General features: G+C 70.4%; 15 protein-coding genes. 2 read left to right on the forward strand and 13 right to left on the reverse strand.

What is annotated here, in order from left to right; translation table 11 throughout:
- The first annotated feature begins 14 nt into the window (after nt 1-14).
- A complete protein-coding gene (locus tag QMK24_RS02840) occupies nt 15-230 on the forward strand; it encodes a hypothetical protein (RefSeq protein ID WP_283463436.1) in 216 nt (71 codons plus the stop codon).
- Between the two features lie 334 nt (nt 231-564).
- Nucleotides 565-789, forward strand: a complete 225-nt coding sequence (locus tag QMK24_RS02845; protein WP_283463437.1) for a hypothetical protein — start codon at nt 565-567, stop codon at nt 787-789.
- 257 nt (nt 790-1046) lie between these two features.
- On the opposite strand, the gene QMK24_RS02850 is transcribed toward QMK24_RS02845, so the two are convergent.
- The 13 genes from QMK24_RS02850 to QMK24_RS02910 form a co-directional block, all read right to left on the reverse strand.
- Nucleotides 1047-2024: a transposase family protein gene (locus tag QMK24_RS02850; protein WP_283463438.1), complete on the reverse strand. Its 978-nt coding sequence runs from the start codon at nt 2022-2024 to the stop codon at nt 1047-1049.
- A gap of 70 nt (nt 2025-2094) precedes the next feature.
- Entirely contained in the window at nt 2095-2529 is a 435-nt protein-coding gene (locus QMK24_RS02855) for a DUF6196 family protein (RefSeq protein ID WP_283463439.1), read from the reverse strand.
- 605 nt (nt 2530-3134) lie between these two features.
- Nucleotides 3135-4412, reverse strand: coding sequence for a thymidine phosphorylase (locus tag QMK24_RS02860; RefSeq protein ID WP_283463440.1), 1278 nt, complete (start codon nt 4410-4412; stop codon nt 3135-3137).
- 13 nt (nt 4413-4425) lie between these two features.
- Nucleotides 4426-4809 carry a cytidine deaminase gene (locus QMK24_RS02865; protein ID WP_283463635.1) on the reverse strand — a complete coding sequence of 128 codons (384 nt, stop codon included), beginning with the start codon at nt 4807-4809 and terminating at the stop codon, nt 4426-4428.
- Between the two features lie 74 nt (nt 4810-4883).
- Nucleotides 4884-6161 carry an ABC transporter permease gene (locus QMK24_RS02870; RefSeq protein ID WP_283463441.1) on the reverse strand — a complete coding sequence of 426 codons (1278 nt, stop codon included), beginning with the start codon at nt 6159-6161 and terminating at the stop codon, nt 4884-4886.
- Complete coding sequence (locus QMK24_RS02875) at nt 6158-7270, reverse strand: ABC transporter permease (RefSeq protein ID WP_283463442.1); 1113 nt, start codon at nt 7268-7270, stop codon at nt 6158-6160. Before QMK24_RS02875 ends, QMK24_RS02870 begins: the two co-directional genes overlap by 4 nt.
- The gene (locus QMK24_RS02880) at nt 7267-8892 is read right to left on the reverse strand and encodes an ABC transporter ATP-binding protein (protein WP_283463636.1); all 1626 of its coding nucleotides are present in this window, start codon (nt 8890-8892) and stop codon (nt 7267-7269) included. The genes QMK24_RS02875 and QMK24_RS02880 overlap by 4 nt, the downstream gene beginning before the upstream one ends.
- 193 nt (nt 8893-9085) lie before the next feature.
- Entirely contained in the window at nt 9086-10123 is a 1038-nt protein-coding gene (locus QMK24_RS02885; protein ID WP_283463443.1) for a BMP family lipoprotein, read from the reverse strand.
- Between the two features lie 154 nt (nt 10124-10277).
- Entirely contained in the window at nt 10278-11432 is a 1155-nt protein-coding gene (locus QMK24_RS02890; RefSeq protein WP_283463444.1) for an amidohydrolase, read from the reverse strand.
- 273 nt (nt 11433-11705) lie between these two features.
- Nucleotides 11706-12827 carry a hypothetical protein gene (locus tag QMK24_RS02895; protein WP_283463445.1) on the reverse strand — a complete coding sequence of 374 codons (1122 nt, stop codon included), beginning with the start codon at nt 12825-12827 and terminating at the stop codon, nt 11706-11708.
- A gap of 65 nt (nt 12828-12892) precedes the next feature.
- Complete coding sequence (locus tag QMK24_RS02900; RefSeq protein ID WP_283463446.1) at nt 12893-13843, reverse strand: N-acetylneuraminate synthase family protein; 951 nt, start codon at nt 13841-13843, stop codon at nt 12893-12895.
- On the reverse strand, nt 13840-15057 hold the full coding sequence (locus QMK24_RS02905; protein ID WP_283463447.1) for an acylneuraminate cytidylyltransferase: 1218 nt from the start codon (nt 15055-15057) through the stop codon (nt 13840-13842). The genes QMK24_RS02900 and QMK24_RS02905 overlap by 4 nt, the downstream gene beginning before the upstream one ends.
- A 59-nt stretch (nt 15058-15116) precedes the next feature.
- Complete coding sequence (locus QMK24_RS02910) at nt 15117-16463, reverse strand: DUF6716 putative glycosyltransferase (protein WP_283463448.1); 1347 nt, start codon at nt 16461-16463, stop codon at nt 15117-15119.
- Between the last annotated feature and the right edge of the window lie 97 nt (nt 16464-16560).

Consider the following 16560-nt stretch of genomic DNA (forward strand, 5'->3'; position numbering starts at 1 on the left):
GCGAACCTGCTGTCATGACGACGGAGCAGAGAGATTCGCAGCAAACGGCGCTCGCTGTCGGCAGGCGCGCGGCTGATGCCCTGGCCGAAGCTCTGGATGCGGCGGGCTTCTCGTTGCCGTCGCTGAGCGGTGGATTCCCGCTGATGGGCACGGCCCAGGTGGAGTTGGGCGGGCTGTCGGCCGTGGAAACCCTTCGGCTGGCTCGGTGGATTCAGGAGCGTGTGCGGTGAGTCCGGACGCACAGCACGAACATTCCTCGCCCGAAGTCGGCGCGATGGCCCTGAACACCCGGAAGGACGCAGTCCCGGACGCGGTGCGGTCCGGTGTCTGGGAGGCGTGCGCGGTGAATGATCACAGCGTCCGTTGGCTGGAGGTAGGTTCCGGCCCGCCCGGGAGGATCCCCGTGCGCGTGAGCGTGGCCCAGGGGCGTGCGCAGTTCGCGTACCGCGCGTGGCTCGATCACGTCACGGGCTGCGAGGTGGAGTGCCGGACGGATGGCGCTGACTGCGAAACGGCCCTCCAGCTGCGACAGGCGCTCCGTGACACGCGTGGGAAGGCCAGGCCGTGAGCGGCAAGCCGCCGCCGGTCGTCCTTCCGCCCCGGGGCACGGTAGTGCGTGACCTGGCGACCGGCCGCATCGGCACCCTGCGCGCGGTCATGGACCCCGGGGACCCGTACGGCAACCATCCCGAGCATTGCACCGGCTGCCTTGCCGATCTGCTCCCGCTGGGCGGCGGGCGCGAATGGACCACCGAACCCGACCAAGTGATCACGCTGACGCACGACTAGCGGCAGATGACGGGGATCGTGCTGCCAACGCTGCCTCTTGGCGCGGCGTCTGGTGGCGAGCGTGAACGAGCGGCCGGCGCTGCGGGATTTTGGGCGGGAGCTGCCATGGGGCGAGAGAACGGGGGGCCGTACGCTGACCCGCGACTCGGGCAGGCTTCACCCCTGCCCGCAATGCGACCGAGTGGCCCCCTGGTCTTACGAGTAGCCGCACGATAAGGGTCGGGACGGGTCGGCCTGGCGGTTCGGCTCGGGGTTGATCAGAAGGCCGTCGATCCGGCGAGGACGAGTGCGGTGCTCGGCTTGCTGCGGGTCGGGCGCTTCGCGCTCCGGTCGGAGACCAGGGCGCCGATCGCGGCGATCACTTCAGGCAGGTCATCGCGGTTGCCGGTCCAGCGTTGCAGGCTGCGCCACTGTTTCGGCTCGGCGATGGCGTGCTCGACCATGATCCGACGCTGGGATTGTCGGCGGCGGGTGTAGTCGTAGAAGTTGCGCTCGGACGGACCCGCGTCCGCGGCAGGTTTCTTCGGCGGGGCACTGACCTGGCCGGGAAAGTCGCGGGCCAGGCCGGCGTAGCCGGAGTCGACCTCGGCGCGGACATTCGGGTGCAACCGGAGTTGTTCCTCGACGCCCTCGGTGCGGACCTGGGTGGCGTCGTGCATCCGGCCCGGGCGGATCGCGCCGAGCCACAGCTCCCGGCCCTGCCGGTCGCTGATCATCGTGGCTTTCTCGGTGTTCTGCTTCTTCTTGCCCGAGATGAACGCCTTGCGACCGGGCCGGTGCGCCTTGGGGCGGCGGACCTGCACCTCGGTGCCGTCGATCCGCAGCGTGATGCCTTCGGCCTGGGCGTAGGCGAACACGTCGGCCAGGGTCCGCAGCCGAATCCCGGGCCGGTCCGGGATCGCGAAACCCCGCGCGGCCAGCAGCGGGCGGACCTCGGCCACCGCCCGGTCCACCGTGGAGGCCGACACCTCGAACAGGACGGCCAGCACCTTGTGGGACAGCCCCCAGCGCAGCGCCACCAAGGTCACCAGCACCCGGTCGACGAAGACCAGCTGATGGCCCGGACCCGCACCGGCGGCCCGCAACCGGGCGTGACCACGCCGTTCGCGCTGCTCAGCCTCCCTGGCCGCGGCCCAGGGCCCGGCCAGCTCGGCGATCAGGGCACCCAGGTGTTCCTTCGAGATCCCGCACAGGGCAGAATCGGAGCAAGCCGCGCGGGCCCAATCTGACTTCACGCTCTGATAGTCCCGCGCGGCTCTTCGTGTCCTGACACCAGGTTGCGCTGGATGGGCACGGCGCGGCTGATCAGCTGGCGCGTCGTAGCGCTTCGATGACTTCGATGGCGTCGTCGAACAGGTCGGTGGGACAGCCCCAGTAGTCGTAGATGCCGCCGCGGGCGCGATTGCTGCCACAGACGACGAAGACACCCGTTCCCAACCGTGTCTTGAGACGGGTGGCCAACCAGCCGACGAAGCCGCTGTTGTCCAGGTCCGGCGGGAAGTGGAAGGAGAACACCCCGAACCGCTCGCCCTCGCCTTCCGCGGTTGCCGGGACGAGTCGACTCCAACTGTCCTGGTCCCGGACCATGGCCAGCGTGTCGCTGGTGAGCGTGGGAGGCCGGTCGCCCGGGAACTCCTGGAAACACCAGACGCCGTCATGGACCACGAAGTCGGCCGCCGCGATCACCCGGCCCAGACGCGCATCGGTCTGTTCCGGGTTTTCGACACTAACGCTGACCATGTGTGAGTACTCCAATCGTCGGCTGCAGTTGCGATCCGAACCAGAGATTATCGGGCAGGCGAGCCAGGCCAACGTCAGTGCTTGCCACGCTGGCCACGGGACGACCGGTGAAGCATGCAGAGATCCGGCGATCAAGATCGCGCCACTATCGTGCGGCTACTCGTTAGAGGCTCGCCCCATGGTGGCTGCCTAAAATCCCGCAGTGCCGTCCGCCCCGGCCGCACCGCCCTGACCGCGGCCGGGGCCGCCGTCAAGACAAGTACAGGAGAGTTGGACCGATCTCGTCGGCCGACTTTCGTACGGCCCCAAGGTCGCCCCGGTTTCCGGGCGGCTGCCGCCCGACGGGACCGGCCGCCAGGCCGCAGCGCGGAGAGGCGGCAGGGCCGCCCGGCGCGCCGCAGGCGCCTGAGCGAGGGCGGCGGCAGGACACTCGACGGAGGGGTACGGGGGCGGAGGGGGAGGGGTTCGAAATGCTGCCGAGCTATTTGTGGGCCGCCAGGCCCGTAAATAGTCGATTTCGAACCCCTCCCCCGGAGCCACCGGACCCCGGCCCGCCAACGCCCCCGCACGGGCTGACCGCCCCGGCCCGCCAACGCACCGCATCGTCAGGCGATACGGTCCAGCACGATCGGCTTCGGTTCGAACGACGCGCCCGGCGCACCCACCAGCACCCCGCCGTCCAGCGCCGCCAACGCGTACGCGAACTTCTCCGGCGTATCCGTGTGAAGGGTCATCAACGGCTGCCCGGCCACGACGGAGTCTCCCGGCTTGGCGTGCAGCTCGATCCCCGCACCGAGCTGGACGACGTCCTCCTTGCGCGCACGCCCGGCGCCGAGCCGCCACGCGGCGATGCCGACGGCGTATGCGTCGACCACCTCGACGACGCCACTGGTGGAGGCATGCACGACGTGCTGTTCCCGCGCCACCGGCAACTCCGCGTCGGGATCGCCGCCCTGGGCGGCGATCATGCGGCGCCAGACGTCCATGGCCGAGCCGTCCGCGAGGGCCTTGGCGGGGTCCGCATCGCGCAGACCCGCCGCGTCGAGCATCTCGCGGGCCAGCGCCAGCGTGAGTTCGACGACGTCCGCGGGCCCACCACCGGCCAGCACCTCGACGGACTCACGCACTTCCAGCGCATTACCGGCCGTGAGGCCGAGCGGCGTGGACATGTCCGTCAGGAGAGCGACGGTCCGCACACCGTGGTCGGTCCCGAGACCGACCATCGTGGAGGCCAGTTCGCGCGCATCCTCAAGCGTCTTCATGAAGGCGCCGGAGCCGACCTTCACGTCGAGCACGAGCGACCCCGTACCCTCAGCGATCTTCTTGGACATGATCGAGGAGGCGATCAGCGGAATCGCCTCGACCGTGCCGGTGACGTCGCGCAGCGCGTAGAGCTTCTTGTCGGCGGGGGCGAGACCGTCGCCCGCCGCGCAGATGACGGCACCGGCGCTGCTGAGCACGTCGAGCATCTCGGCGTTGGTCAGCGACGCGCGCCAGCCCGGGATGGACTCGAGTTTGTCCAGGGTGCCGCCGGTGTGGCCGAGGCCGCGTCCCGACAGCTGCGGCACCGCCGCGCCGCAGGCCGCGACGAGGGGGGCCAGCGGCAGCGTGATCTTGTCGCCGACGCCACCGGTGGAGTGCTTGTCGGCGGTGGGGCGCGGGAGCGAGGAGAAGTCCATCCGCTCACCGGAGTTGATCATCGCGGCGGTCCAGCGGGCGATCTCGGCGCGGTCCATGCCGTTGAGCAGGATCGCCATGGCGAGCGCGGACATCTGCTCGTCGGCGACGTGGCCGCGGGTGTACGCGTCGATGACCCAGTCGATCTGTTCGTCGCTGAGGCGGCCGCGGTCGCGCTTGGTGCGGATGACGGAAATGACGTCCATAAGAGGGGATTCCTTAGCGGTTCAGGTCTTCGGGGCCGAAGGCGTCCGGCAGGACTTCGCTCATCGGGACGACGCCGCGCGCCGTGTCGACGAGGAGTCCGGGGCCGCCGTTCTCCCAGAGCAGCTGGCGGCACCGACCGCACGGCATCAGTAGGTTGCCGCGCAGGTCCACGCAGGTGAAGGCGGTGAGCCTGCCGCCGCCCGAGGCGTGCAGCGCGGAGACGAGTCCGCACTCGGCGCACAGGGCGACGCCGTAGGCCGCGTTCTCTACGTTGCAGCCGACGACGACACGACCGTCGTCGACGAGGGCGGCCGCGCCGACCGGGAAGTGGGAGTACGGGGCGTAGGCCCGGGACATGACGTCCCGGGCGTGCTTCCGCAGGCCCTCCCAGTCGATGGCGTCGACAGGACCGGCGTCGTCGCCGACGGTCGCGCCGTCAAAGCCGTCAAAGCCCTCGGCAGGAGGAATCGTCACTTGCCCTGGCCCTTCCGGTACGGCATGCCGTCAGCCTTCGGCATCCGCAGCCGCTGCGAGGCGAGGGCGAGCACCAGCAGCGTGACGATGTACGGTGTCGCGCCCACGAGCTGATCGGGAACGGTGTCGGTCAGCGCGTACCAGACCACCAGCAGCACGGCGGCGGCGCCGCCCACCACGGCCGGCACGAACTTCTTCTGGTAGAGCCGCCAGGCGGCCAGCCCGACCAGCAGCACCGCCAGCGCGAGCAGCAGCGCGTGGACGGTCTCGCCGCCGTTGCGCAGCTGGAGGCTGTCGGAGTAGCCGAACAGGCCCGCGCCCATGGCGAGCCCGCCGGGCCGCCAGTTGCCGAAGATCATGGCGGCGAGGCCGATGTAGCCGCGGCCGGCGGTCTGGCCCTCGTTGTAGATGTGCGAGGGCACGATGGCGAGGAAGGCGCCGCCGAAGCCGGCGAGGCCGCCGGAGGCCATGACCGCCAGGTACTTGTACTTGTAGACATTGACGCCGAGCGACTCGGCGGCGATCGGGTTCTCGCCGCAGGAGCGCAGCCGCAGGCCGAACGCGGTCCGCCACAGGACGAAGAAGGTGGCGGCGAACAGCACCGCGGCCAGGATGGTCAGCGACGACAGGTCGGTGACCACACCGCCGATGATCCCGGCGATGTCCGAGACGAGGAACCAGTGGTGGCCCTCGACGGTGTGCATCCAGCTGGAGAGCCCGGGGACGGTGAACGACTTGATGTCGGCCATCGGCGGCGACTGCTTGGGGCTGCCGCCCTTCTCCGCGGCCTTGCCGACGCTGAACCAGATCTTGGCCAGGTACTGGGTGGCGCCCAGCGCCAGGATGTTGATGGCCACACCGGAGACGATGTGATCGACGCCGAAGGTCACGGTCACGATGGCGTGGATCAGGCCGCCGAGCGCGCCGCCGAGGATGCCGGCGACGACGGCGAGCCACGGGTTGGACTGCCAGCCCGCCCACCCGCCGAAGAACATGCCGAGGATCATCATGCCCTCGAGGCCGATGTTGACCACGCCGGCCCGCTCCGACCACAGACCGCCGAGCCCGGCGAGGCCGATCGGCACGGCCATCGTCAGGGCGCCCGAGATCTGGCCGGACGAGGTGATGTCGTTGGCGCCGGTGATGGCGCGTACGGCGGAGAGCGCGATGAGAGCGCCCGCGACGATCAGCAGGACGCGGGACAGGGTGAGCCTGCCGCGGAACGTGCCCGTCGGGCTCTGTGCGGTCTTGCCGGGGGTAGCCGTGGCGCTCACGCTGCCACCTCCTGCTGGGCGTCGCGGGCCTGGGCGGCGAGTTCCTCGCCGACCTTCTGTTGCTGGCGTTTGATTCCGTAGCGGCGGACGAGCTCGTAGGCGATGACGACGCAGAGCACGATGATGCCCTGGATGACGCCGACGATCTCCTTGTCGTAGTTCTCGAACTCCAGCTTGCTGGAGGCGATTTCGAGGAAGCCCCAGAGCAGCGCGCCCAGCGCGATGCCGATCGGGTGGTTGCGGCCGAGCAGCGCCACCGCGATACCGGTGAAGCCGATACCGGCCGGGAACTCGGTGCTGAACTGGTGCGCGTCATTGAGCAGCACCGGCATACCGACCAGTCCGGCGACGGCACCCGACAGCAGCATGCTGGTGATCACCATGCGCTTGACGTTGACACCGCTGGCCTCGGCCGCTGACTCGGAGCGGCCGACCGCCCGCAGGTCGAAGCCGAAGCGGGTGCGGGAGAGCCCGAACCAGTAGAGCGCGCCGACCACGGCCGCGATCACGATGAAGCCCCAGATCGTGCCGTTGGCGCCCATGTCGAAGCCGAAGAAGTGGCCCGAGGCGGGGAGCTCCTTGGTGGAGACCGAGTTGGTGTCCGCATGCAGCTGGGCGAGCCGGCCGGGGATCATGAAGTAGCCGATCACCGCGGTGGCGATGGCGTTCAGCATGATCGTGGTGATGACCTCGCTGACGCCCCGGGTCACCTTGAGCACCCCCGCGAGCCCCGCCCACATCGCGCCGACGAGCATCGCGGTGACGATGATCAGCGGGATCTGGATGAAGGAGGGCAGATTCACCGCACCGCCCACGACGGCCGCGAAGAAGGCCGCGAGACGGTACTGGCCGTCCACGCCGATGTTGAACAGATTCATCCGGAAGCCGATGGCCACCGCGATGCCGGCGAGATAGTACGTCGTCGCCTTGTTGAGGATGAAGACCTGGCTGTCGCTCGTCAGCCCCTTGTCGAACATCACGTTGAACGCGTGGAAGGGCTCCTTGCCGGTGGCCAGGAGCACGAGCGCGGTGAGTACGAAGGCGGCGACGATCGCGAGTACAGGAGCGGCCAGGCCGAGGATCAGCCGGTCCTTGTCGAACTTCTTCATCGGTCCTCTCCTCCGGCGTCCGTGTGCTCGAGGTGGCCGGAAGCGGCGCCGGTCATGGCGGAACCCAGCTCCTCAGGAGTGATGGTGGCGGGGTCGGCGTCCGCGACCAGGCGGCCGCGGTACATCACCCGCAGGGTGTCGGACAGGCCGATCAGCTCGTCCAGGTCGGCGGAGATCAGAAGTACGGCCAGACCCTCCCGGCGGGCCTGCCGGATCTGGTCCCAGATCTGCGCCTGAGCGCCGACGTCCACACCGCGGGTCGGGTGGGCGGCGATCAGCAGCTTGGGCAGGTGGCTCATCTCACGGCCGACGATCAGCTTCTGCTGGTTGCCGCCGGAGAGCGAGGCCGCGGTGACCTCGATGCCGGGCGTACGGACGTCGTACTCCTTGACGATCCGTTCGGTGTCACGGCGGGCCGCGGTCAGATCCAGGAGTGCGCCCCTGCTGTTGGGCTTCTCGGTGACATGGCCGAGGATGCGGTTCTCCCACAGCGTCGCTTCGAGGAGCAGACCGTGGCGGTGGCGGTCCTCGGGGATGTACCCGATGCCGTCCTCACGCCGCTTGCGGGTGGGGGCGGTGGTGATGTCGGCGCCGTCCAGCTTTACCGTGCCGGCATCGAGACCGCGCATCCCCATGAGGGCTTCGACCAGCTCGGCCTGGCCGTTGCCTTCCACACCCGCGATTCCCAGGATTTCGCCCTTGTGGATCGTGAGGGAGATGTCATCGAGAACAAGCCGCGCGTCGGCGACCTTGATCTCGTCGACGACGAGGCTGACGACCGTGTGGCGGCCTGCGGGCTTGGTCGACTGCATTCCCTGGTCGATCAGCGAGAGGCCGCTGACCTCCAGCATCGGCTCGGCGGTGACCGTCGACTCGCGAGTCTCCGGCGACGGCAGTTCACTGCCGACCATGAGCTCCGCGAGCTGCTTGACGGTGACCGTCTTCGGGTCCGCGTCCCCCACGGTCGTGCCGCGGCGGATGACCGTGATCGTGTCGGCGACCGAGAGCACCTCGCCCAGCTTGTGCGAGATGAAGATGACCGTCAGGCCCTCGGACTTGAGTTCGCGCAGGTTGGCGAAGAGCGCTTCGACCTCCTGCGGCACGAGGACGGCGGTCGGCTCGTCGAGGATCAGCGTGCGGGCGCCGCGGTAGAGGACCTTGAGGATCTCCACACGCTGGCGGTCGGCGACGCCGAGGTCCTCGACCAGGAGGTCGGGGCGTACGCCGAGCCCGTAGGCGTCGGAGAGCTCCGCGATCCTGGCGCGGGCCTTGCCGCCGATGCCGTGCAGCCGCTCGGCGCCGAGGACGATGTTCTCCAGGACGGTGAGGTTGTCGGCGAGCATGAAGTGCTGGTGCACCATGCCGATGCCGAGCCGGATGGCGTCGGCCGGGGTGTGCAGTTCCGCCTTCTCGCCGTCGAGGGTGATGGTCCCCTCGTCGGGACGCTGCATCCCGTAGAGGATCTTCATCAGGGTCGACTTGCCCGCGCCGTTCTCACCCACCAGGGCGTGAACGGTTCCGCGGCGCACGGTGATGTCGATGTCCCGGTTGGCGACGACGCCCGGGAAGCGTTTCGTGATGCCGCGCAGTTCGACGGCGGGGGGACTGCTGGACGCGTTGATGACGCACTCTCCTCGCGGGCAGAGCGGAGCGGTGGGGGCGAACGTATCGCGAGGATCGGACTCTACGCGCGTAGCGCCGTCAGATCCACAGTTGTCGCGGCACAACCGGCGCTGGTGGCCGAAGAGCCGCAACGGGACAGGCGCGAGGCCCGGCGGGGAAAGTCACCCTCCCCGCCGGGCCTCGCGTCGATGATCAGCTGGTGGGGGTCTTCTGGACCGTGACCGTGCCGTCAGCGATCTTCTTCTTGGCCGCGTCGAGCTGGGTCTTGATGTCGTCGATGAAGCCACCGGAGGTGGTGAGGCCGACGCCACCGGCCTTGAGGTCGTAGGTGTGGCTGCCGACCATCGGCTTGCCGTCCTTGACGCTCTTGATGACGTCGTAGACAGAGCCGTCGACGTTCTTGATGACCGAGGTCAGGATCGAGTTCTTCCACTGCGCCAGGCCCTTGTCCAGGTACTGGTCGCCATCGACACCGATCGCCCAGGTGCCCTGCTTGCCCGCGACGGCTTCGATGGCGCCGGCGCCGGAGCTGCCCGCGGCCGCGTAGATCACGTCGATGTTGCGGTCGAGCATGCCCTTGGCCTTGGCCTTGCCCTCGGCCGGCTTCGCGACGCCGGAGAGGTCGCCGCCGTGGGTGATGTACTCGATGTCGACGGTGGCGCTCGGCTTGGTGTCCTTGACACCCTGCTGGAAGCCGCCCGCGAACTTCTTGATCAGCGTGATGTCCACGCCGCCGATGAAGCCGATCTTGTTGGTCTTGGTCTTCAGCGCGGCGGCGACACCCGCCAGGTAGGAGCTCTGCTCCTCCGTGAAGGTGACGCTGTCGACGTTGGGGCCGTCCACGACCGAGTCGACGATCGTGAAGGTCGTCTTCGGGTACTTCTTCGAGACGGCCTTCACCGAGTCGGCGTAGGCGAAGCCGACACCGATGACCGGGTTGTAACCGGCACTGGCGAGGTCGTTGAGCTTCTGCTCACGGTCCGCCTCGGTGTCGGTGTTCTTGGCCGTCAGCTCCTTGGTGCCGAGGCTGAAGTCCGCCTTGGCCTTGTCCAGGCCCTTCGCGGCGGAGTCGTTGAAGGAGTGGTCACCTCGGCCGCCGACGTCATAGGCGATGCCTACGCCCTTGGCCTTGCTGGTGTCGGAGCTGCTGCTGCTGCCACAAGCGGTGGCGGTGAGGGCGAGGGCCGCGGACGCGACACCCGCAGCAACGATCTTGGTAACCCGGCGCACGAGGGTCCCCTTCATTCGAAAGCGCCCCGTCCGGCGCTGGCTAATTCGGGAGCTTAACGCGCGTAGATGTCAGGTAAAGGCTGAATGAAGACCTGTTATCGGATCGACGCCTTTCGGCCAGGTCAACCACCCGTGAGGGACACGCCACCCACCGTCAGACCAGCAGCGCAGCCGCCGTGAGGAGCTCCACACCGGTCGTGACCGCGTCCTCGACGCCGTCCGGTTCACCCGATCGGACGTCGTGTCGCGGCGCACCGTCCGCGGGCCGCAGGCCGAGCCTGGCCAGTGCTCCCGGCACCTGCTCGAGATACCAGGCGAAGTCCTCGCAGGCGAGGCTCTGCTCGGTGTCCTCGACGGCGAGCGCGCCGTGGCGCAGCGTCATCGCCTTCCGCAGCAGCTCCGTCGACGCCATCTCGTTGACGACCGGGGGCACGACGCGCTGGTACTGGATCTCGCATTTCGCCCGGTACATCCCGGCCACCTGGTCGATCACCTCGTGCACCAGGTCGGGCGCGTCGCCCCAGGCCGCGCGGTCCAGGCAGTGGACGGTGCCCTCCAGCTCGGCGTGCTGCGGGATCACATTGCAGGCGTGCCCCGCCTCGATGCGGTCCCACACGACCTTCACGCCGGACCGCGGGTCCATCCGGCGGGCCAGCACGGCCGGCAGCTCGGTGGCCATCTTGGCCGTGGCCATCACCAGGTCCGTGGTCAGATGCGGGCGCGCGCTGTGGCCTCCCGCGCCGTCGAGCTTCAGCACCAGGCGGTCGGCGGCCGAGGTGATGGGGCCCTGCCGCAGGCCGATCCGCCCGACCGCGGTCCCCGGGTCGCCGTGCACCGCGAGGATCCGGCCGACGCCTTCCAGCACATCCGCCTCGATCGCGTCGAGCGCGCCGCCCATCGCCGCGTCCCCCGCGGGCTGGAGGATCAGCCGGACCGGTCGCGGCAGCCGTCCCTCGCGCTCCAGACCGGCGAGCACCAGGCCGGCGCCGAGCAGCAGCACGTCGATGTCGGTATGCAGCGCCAGCCGCGGGCGCGCCGGGTCCGCGGCCCCGATGTCACAGACGACCCCGGTCCCGCCGGGCAGCGCCCGGGGCCGCAGACCGGCCTGCTCCAGCCGGGAGGTGACGGCCTCGGCGGCGGCTTTGGCGGCTTCTGCGGCGGCTTCTGCGGTGCGGGAGTCCTGGCGACCGGTCCCGGGGCGGTGGCTCATGTCCCGCCGGAACGCGGTCAGTTCGGCGCGCAGCCCGGCGGGCAGCGCGCCGGATGGCACTGCGGGTGAGTCGTTCACCTCCGACAGCGTAGGCCCCATGAGAGCTCCTCCAGCGTTGATCGAGAGAAATTCAGTCCTGTCGAAGGAGAAGAAGTCGCCCCATCAGCGCATACCCAGTCCCTTCGGGGGTATCACGGCCTTTTGGGCCTTTCACCACCCATCCTCGCTCAACGATTCACCGCCCGCGAGGCAACGGCTCCCTTCCAGGGGGGTCCCCCGGAACATCCGGGGCCGCCGGCCGCAGCGTTCCGGGGCCGTCGGCCGCAGCGTAGGGGCCCGGTATCGGGGCCGCCTGGAACCGGCACGACGCCGTTACGCGGTGGCCTGGGCCGTGGCCGAGGTGAGGCCGTGGAGGTCCCGGGCCGTGCCGGAGATGCCGGAGAGGAATCCCTGCGCGCGCGGTGAGGCGGTGTGGGTGAGCCACGCGTCGTCGATGTCGCGGACGAGCACCCGGACACCCGTACCGGCCAGGGCGAGCGGCAGCGTGTGGACGACCGTGGAGGGGAAGCTCAGCACGGTGTGGCCGATCGGCCCCCGGCGGGCGACCAGCTCCAGGGGCAGGTCGGGGCGGACGACCTCCAGGCCGGTCTCGACGGCGAGGCGGTGGAGCTTGGCCGTGTCCTCACGACGGTGGGCGAAGTAGCGGGTGGCGCCGTGGGACTCGGCGAGAGCGGCAACCGCGGCGAGGTACCGGTCGAGGTCGACCACACCGGTCTCGACGAGGGAGGTGCCGATGATGTCGGTGCCGGCACTGATGCGTGGCGGCCCGAAGCGCGAGCGCGTCCAGGCGAAGCGGTTGGCGCGCAGAGTCATCCCGGGCGGGGGCGTCGCGGGCATGGCGCTGAAGAGTTCGATGGTGCGGCGGCGGCCGGGGGTCAGCCGGCGCCGGGCGGCCAGGGCGAAGACCGCGAAGGCCGCGTCGACGGGTGACCGCCGGCCGGCGCGGTGCCAGCGGACGAGGCGGCCGCCGTTTCCCAGGATCTCGGTGAACTCCATGGTGGCGGTGCCGTCGTCCACGACGGTTATCTCCCGGGCCCGGCACAGCGGCAGCAGCACCTGCACCAGCCGGGAGAACGGGTCACCGAGGACGAGGTGCCGGACGCTCAGCAGAAGCGGCGCCAGGGTCAGGGCGGTACGCAGCAGCCCGAGCCGGTTGCTGCGCGCTTCGTACCAGCGGACGGTGACGCCGTCCTCGCGGGCGAGTTCGGCCATCCGGCGCAGCTGCCCGCGGCTCATGGGGTCCCGCGGGGAGAGCACGACGACGGTGAGCGGTGAGACCGCCGCACCGCCGCCCGGGGCGGCCGGAGCCGCCCCGGAACGCGGCGCGGGGATCGCCGTCGGGGGGTGTATGTGCGCCCACTCAAGGACGTTGAGGAGCTGGACAGGGGACTCGACCAGTGCGAGCGGTCCCCGGCCGGGTGCTGGCGCGGTCATCCCGGTACTCCTCGTTCTCGTGGTTCGCGGTGGCGGCGGCTCGCGGTACCCGGGACGTCGTCCCGTCAGACCACAGCGGGAGCGCGGTCGGCGTCGGCCGACTCGGCCTCGGCGACGACGCCCGCGACACGGCGGAGCTTCTTCATCGGGCCGAGCTCGCCCTCGTAGACCTTCTTGACGCCGTCACCGAGGGAGGTCTCGATGATGCGGATGTCGCGGACCAGGCGCTCCAGGCCCTGGGACTCGACGGAGGCGGCCTGGTCGGAGCCCCACATGGCGCGGTCGAGGGTGATGTGGCGCTCGATGAAGACCGCGCCGAGGGCGACGGCGGCCAGCGTCGTCTGCAGACCGACCTCGTGGCCGGAGTAGCCGACGGGCACGTTCGGGTACTCGGCCTGCAGGGTGTTGATCACGCGCAGGTTGAGCTCTTCGTGCTTCGCCGGGTACGTGGAAGTGGCGTGGCACATCACGATGTTGTCGCTGCCGAGCACCTCGACGGCGTGCCGGATCTGCTTCGGGGTGGACATGCCGGTGGAGAGGATGATCGTCCGGCCGGTGGCGCGCAGCGCGCGCAGCAGGTCGTCGTCGGTGAGGCAGGCGGAGGCGACCTTGTGGGCCGGGAGGTCGAACTTCTCCAGGAAGGCGACGGACTCGACGTCCCACGGGGACGCGAACCAGTCGATGCCGCGCTTGCGGCAGTAGTCGGAGATCGCGTTGTAGTCGTTCTCGTCGAACTCGACGCGGTGCCGGTAGTCGATGTACGTCATCCGGCCCCAGGGGGTGTCGCGCTCGATCTCCCACTGGTCGCGCGGGGTGCAGACCTCGGGGGTGCGCTTCTGGAACTTGACGGCGTCACAGCCGGCCGAGACCGCGGAGTCGATGAGCGCGAAGGCGTTCTCGAGGTCGCCGTTGTGGTTGATGCCGATCTCGCCGGTGACGTAGACGGGCTGTCCGGTGCCGATGTGGCGGGTGCCGACCGGACGGAGGTTCTTCGGGGTCGTGGGGGTGCTGGTCACTGGGAGAGGTCCTTTACGGGGAGGGGTGCGGAGAGAGTGGGGCCGAGAATCCAGACGGCGATCTCGCGGATCGCGCCGCGGCCGCCGGGGGTGGAGGTGATGGAGCGGGCCGACGCCCGTACGACGTCATGGGCGTTGGCGACCGCGACGGGCCAGCCGGCGAGCGCGAAGCAGGGCAGGTCGTTCACGTCGTTGCCGACGTAGAGGACCCGCTCGGGAGCGATCGCCTGTTCCTCGCACCACTGCTTGAGGGCGAGGTCCTTGCGGTCGATGCCATGGAGCACGGGGACCTGGAGCTTCCTGGCCCGTGCGGCGACGACCGGGTTGGTCTCCGAGGACAGGATCAGTACGGGCAGCCCGGCGCGGCGGAGGGCCGCGATGCCGAGCCCGTCGCCGCGGTGCACCGCGACGGTCTCCCGTCCTTCGGAGTCGACCAGCACCGAGTCGTCGGTCTGGGTGCCGTCGAAGTCGAGTACCACCGCGTCGATGTCGTCGAGGGTGGGAGTGGAACCGGCGTCGAGGAGCGGTGCGAGGGCGCGGGCGCGGCTGAGGTCGTCCGGCTCGTCGATCTCCAGGACGCGGGCCGGCTCGGTGCGCACCAGCGCGGTGCGGCCGAAGAACCGGTGGCCCGCGGCGCGGAAGCCGGGGGCGCGCATGGCGTAGACGGCGCCGGTCTCCAGCAGGTCCTGGGGGCGGTCCTGGCGGCGGGGGCGGGTGGCCTTGTCGTGGTTGACACCGTGGCCGCCGTCCTCGCCGTCACCCTCGCGCCAGACGAAGCCGTGGAACGGGGCGACGGTGTGCGCGGTGTCAGCGCCGTCCTCGATGACGGCGGCGGCGACACCGTCCACCTCCTCGCGGGTGAGGAAGGGGCTGGTGCACTGCACGAGCAGGACGACGTCCACGGCGGTGCCGGCCAGCGCCTCGTGGACGTCCATCGCGTGCAGGACGGCGGCCTCGCTGGTCGCCGTGTCACCCGCGATGTCCGCGGGCCGCAGCACGACGTCGGCTCCGGCGGCGCGGGCCGCCTCGGCGATGGCCGGGTCGTCGGTGGACACGGCCACGTCGGTGACCAGCCGCGCCGCGAGGCACTCGCGCACCGCGCGGGTCACCAGCGGCACACCGCCGACGGGCGCGAGGTTCTTGCCGGGGACGCCCTTGGAGCCGCCCCGGGCGGGGATGACGGCGAGGACGCGGGCGGCCGGTGGAGTGGCCACGGGCGGTGGGGTGGTCACGGACTGTGCGGTGGTCACAGAAGCTCCGGTCGGTTGGTTCGTCACAGCTGGCCCCAGCGGCGGATGACGGGCGCGACCCGCTGGACGCCCTGGCGGTAGGCGGTACGGGCTGAATTGCGCGCTACGTCCCGCAGCGCGCGGCGCAGCGCGCTGGGTTCGCGCTCGGTGACCGCGCCGGGCAGCGGCTCGCCCTTGGCGTCGAGGCCGTGCCGGGCCAGGACGCCGGGCAGATAGCCGGGTGCGGTGAGTGGTGTGTAGTACGGGGCGGGCGGCGGGAGTTCGTCGGCCGCGGCCAGTGCGGTGACGCGCTCGCGCAGCGCCCCGAACCGTTCCTTCGCGGTCACTCCCTGGGCGGCGAGCCAGCCGGGGTCGGCGCGCGGGACGCGGCCCTCGTCGAGCTGGTCCCAGGAGGCGAAGCAGCCCGAGCCGAGGAAGTGGTGGTTGCCGAGCGCCTCGCGGATACCGAGGTCGGTGAGGACGGCGGTGGGGATGGAGCGGTGCAGGGATTCCAGGGCGGCGGTGGAGCTGACGGTCACCAGCAGGTCGGTGCGGTCGAGCACCTCGCCCATGTGCCCGTAGGCCAGCCGCAGGTTGGCGGGCGGGCCGAGCCTGGCCACGAGTTTCTGGTACGGGTGTTCCTCGATGTGGGTGGTGTGCTCGCCGGGCTTGCTGCGCAGCTTGACCAGGACCTCGCGCTCCGGGTGGCGGCGCGCGTGCTCCACGGCGCGGCGGGCCAGGTAGGTACGGTCGGCGCGGCCCTCGGGCGCGGACGGCTGGACGGCGAAGGTGACGGTGAACGGCCGGTCGGCGGACGGCTCGTAGGGCGCGCCCTCCAGAAAGGGCAGCGCGGTCTCGACGATCCCCGCTGTGTCGGCGCCGACACCCGCGTAGGTGTCGCGGAACCGCTGGGCGTCGTGCGCGCTGTTGGCCAGCACCACATCCGCGCCGGCCCGCAGCAGCAGACCGTCGGCGAGCTTCTCGTAGACCACGCCGACGTATCCGGTGACGACCACCGGGCGGCGGGCGGAGCCCTCCCAGGCGCGGGCCAGGCCGTGCAGCATGGCCTGGACGGTGCCGCCGACGCAGGCGAGCACGACCACGTCGCAGCCGTCGGTTCGGGCGCTCGCTTCGGTTCCGCCCCGCCCGTCACGGCCGGCGCGGCCGGTCTCGTTCAGGAACTGGGCGGCGGTGACCTCGCGCATCGATTCCGCGGGGATGCCGATCTCGGCGAGCTGACGGGTGGTCGGGGTGGCCCGGCCACGGAGCAGACGGGCATCGAGCCGGACATCTGGCGAAATACGACGCGCTGTCAGCGCACCCCATTTCCAACGGGTGTCCGAATCGGCGAGAACGGTGATCCGCAAGGGATCGGAGGAACTTTTCGGCACGACGCAGACGCTAGGAATCCGTTCCGAGCGGCGCTCCAACGTTAAGCCAACGGACGGTAAACAGCGTGCCGCGAATTGCCCAACCGGCCCATGGGGG

The sequence above is a fragment of the Streptomyces sp. PH10-H1 genome (genome assembly GCF_030063355.1).
Taxonomy (GTDB): Bacteria; Actinomycetota; Actinomycetes; order Streptomycetales; family Streptomycetaceae; genus Actinacidiphila.

What these genes read in the sequence shown, in the direction of transcription:
- QMK24_RS02890 (WP_283463444.1), bottom strand. Translation starts at nt 11,432, where the DNA reads ATGGGGCCTACGCTGTCGGAGGTGAACGACTCACCCGCAGTGCCATCC.
- QMK24_RS02895 (WP_283463445.1), bottom strand. Translation starts at nt 12,827, where the DNA reads ATGACCGCGCCAGCACCCGGCCGGGGACCGCTCGCACTGGTCGAGTCC.
- QMK24_RS02875 (WP_283463442.1), bottom strand. Translation starts at nt 7,270, where the DNA reads ATGAAGAAGTTCGACAAGGACCGGCTGATCCTCGGCCTGGCCGCTCCT.
- QMK24_RS02840 (WP_283463436.1), top strand. Translation starts at nt 15, where the DNA reads ATGACGACGGAGCAGAGAGATTCGCAGCAAACGGCGCTCGCTGTCGGC.
- QMK24_RS02855 (WP_283463439.1), bottom strand. Translation starts at nt 2,529, where the DNA reads ATGGTCAGCGTTAGTGTCGAAAACCCGGAACAGACCGATGCGCGTCTG.
- QMK24_RS02860 (WP_283463440.1), bottom strand. Translation starts at nt 4,412, where the DNA reads ATGGACGTCATTTCCGTCATCCGCACCAAGCGCGACCGCGGCCGCCTC.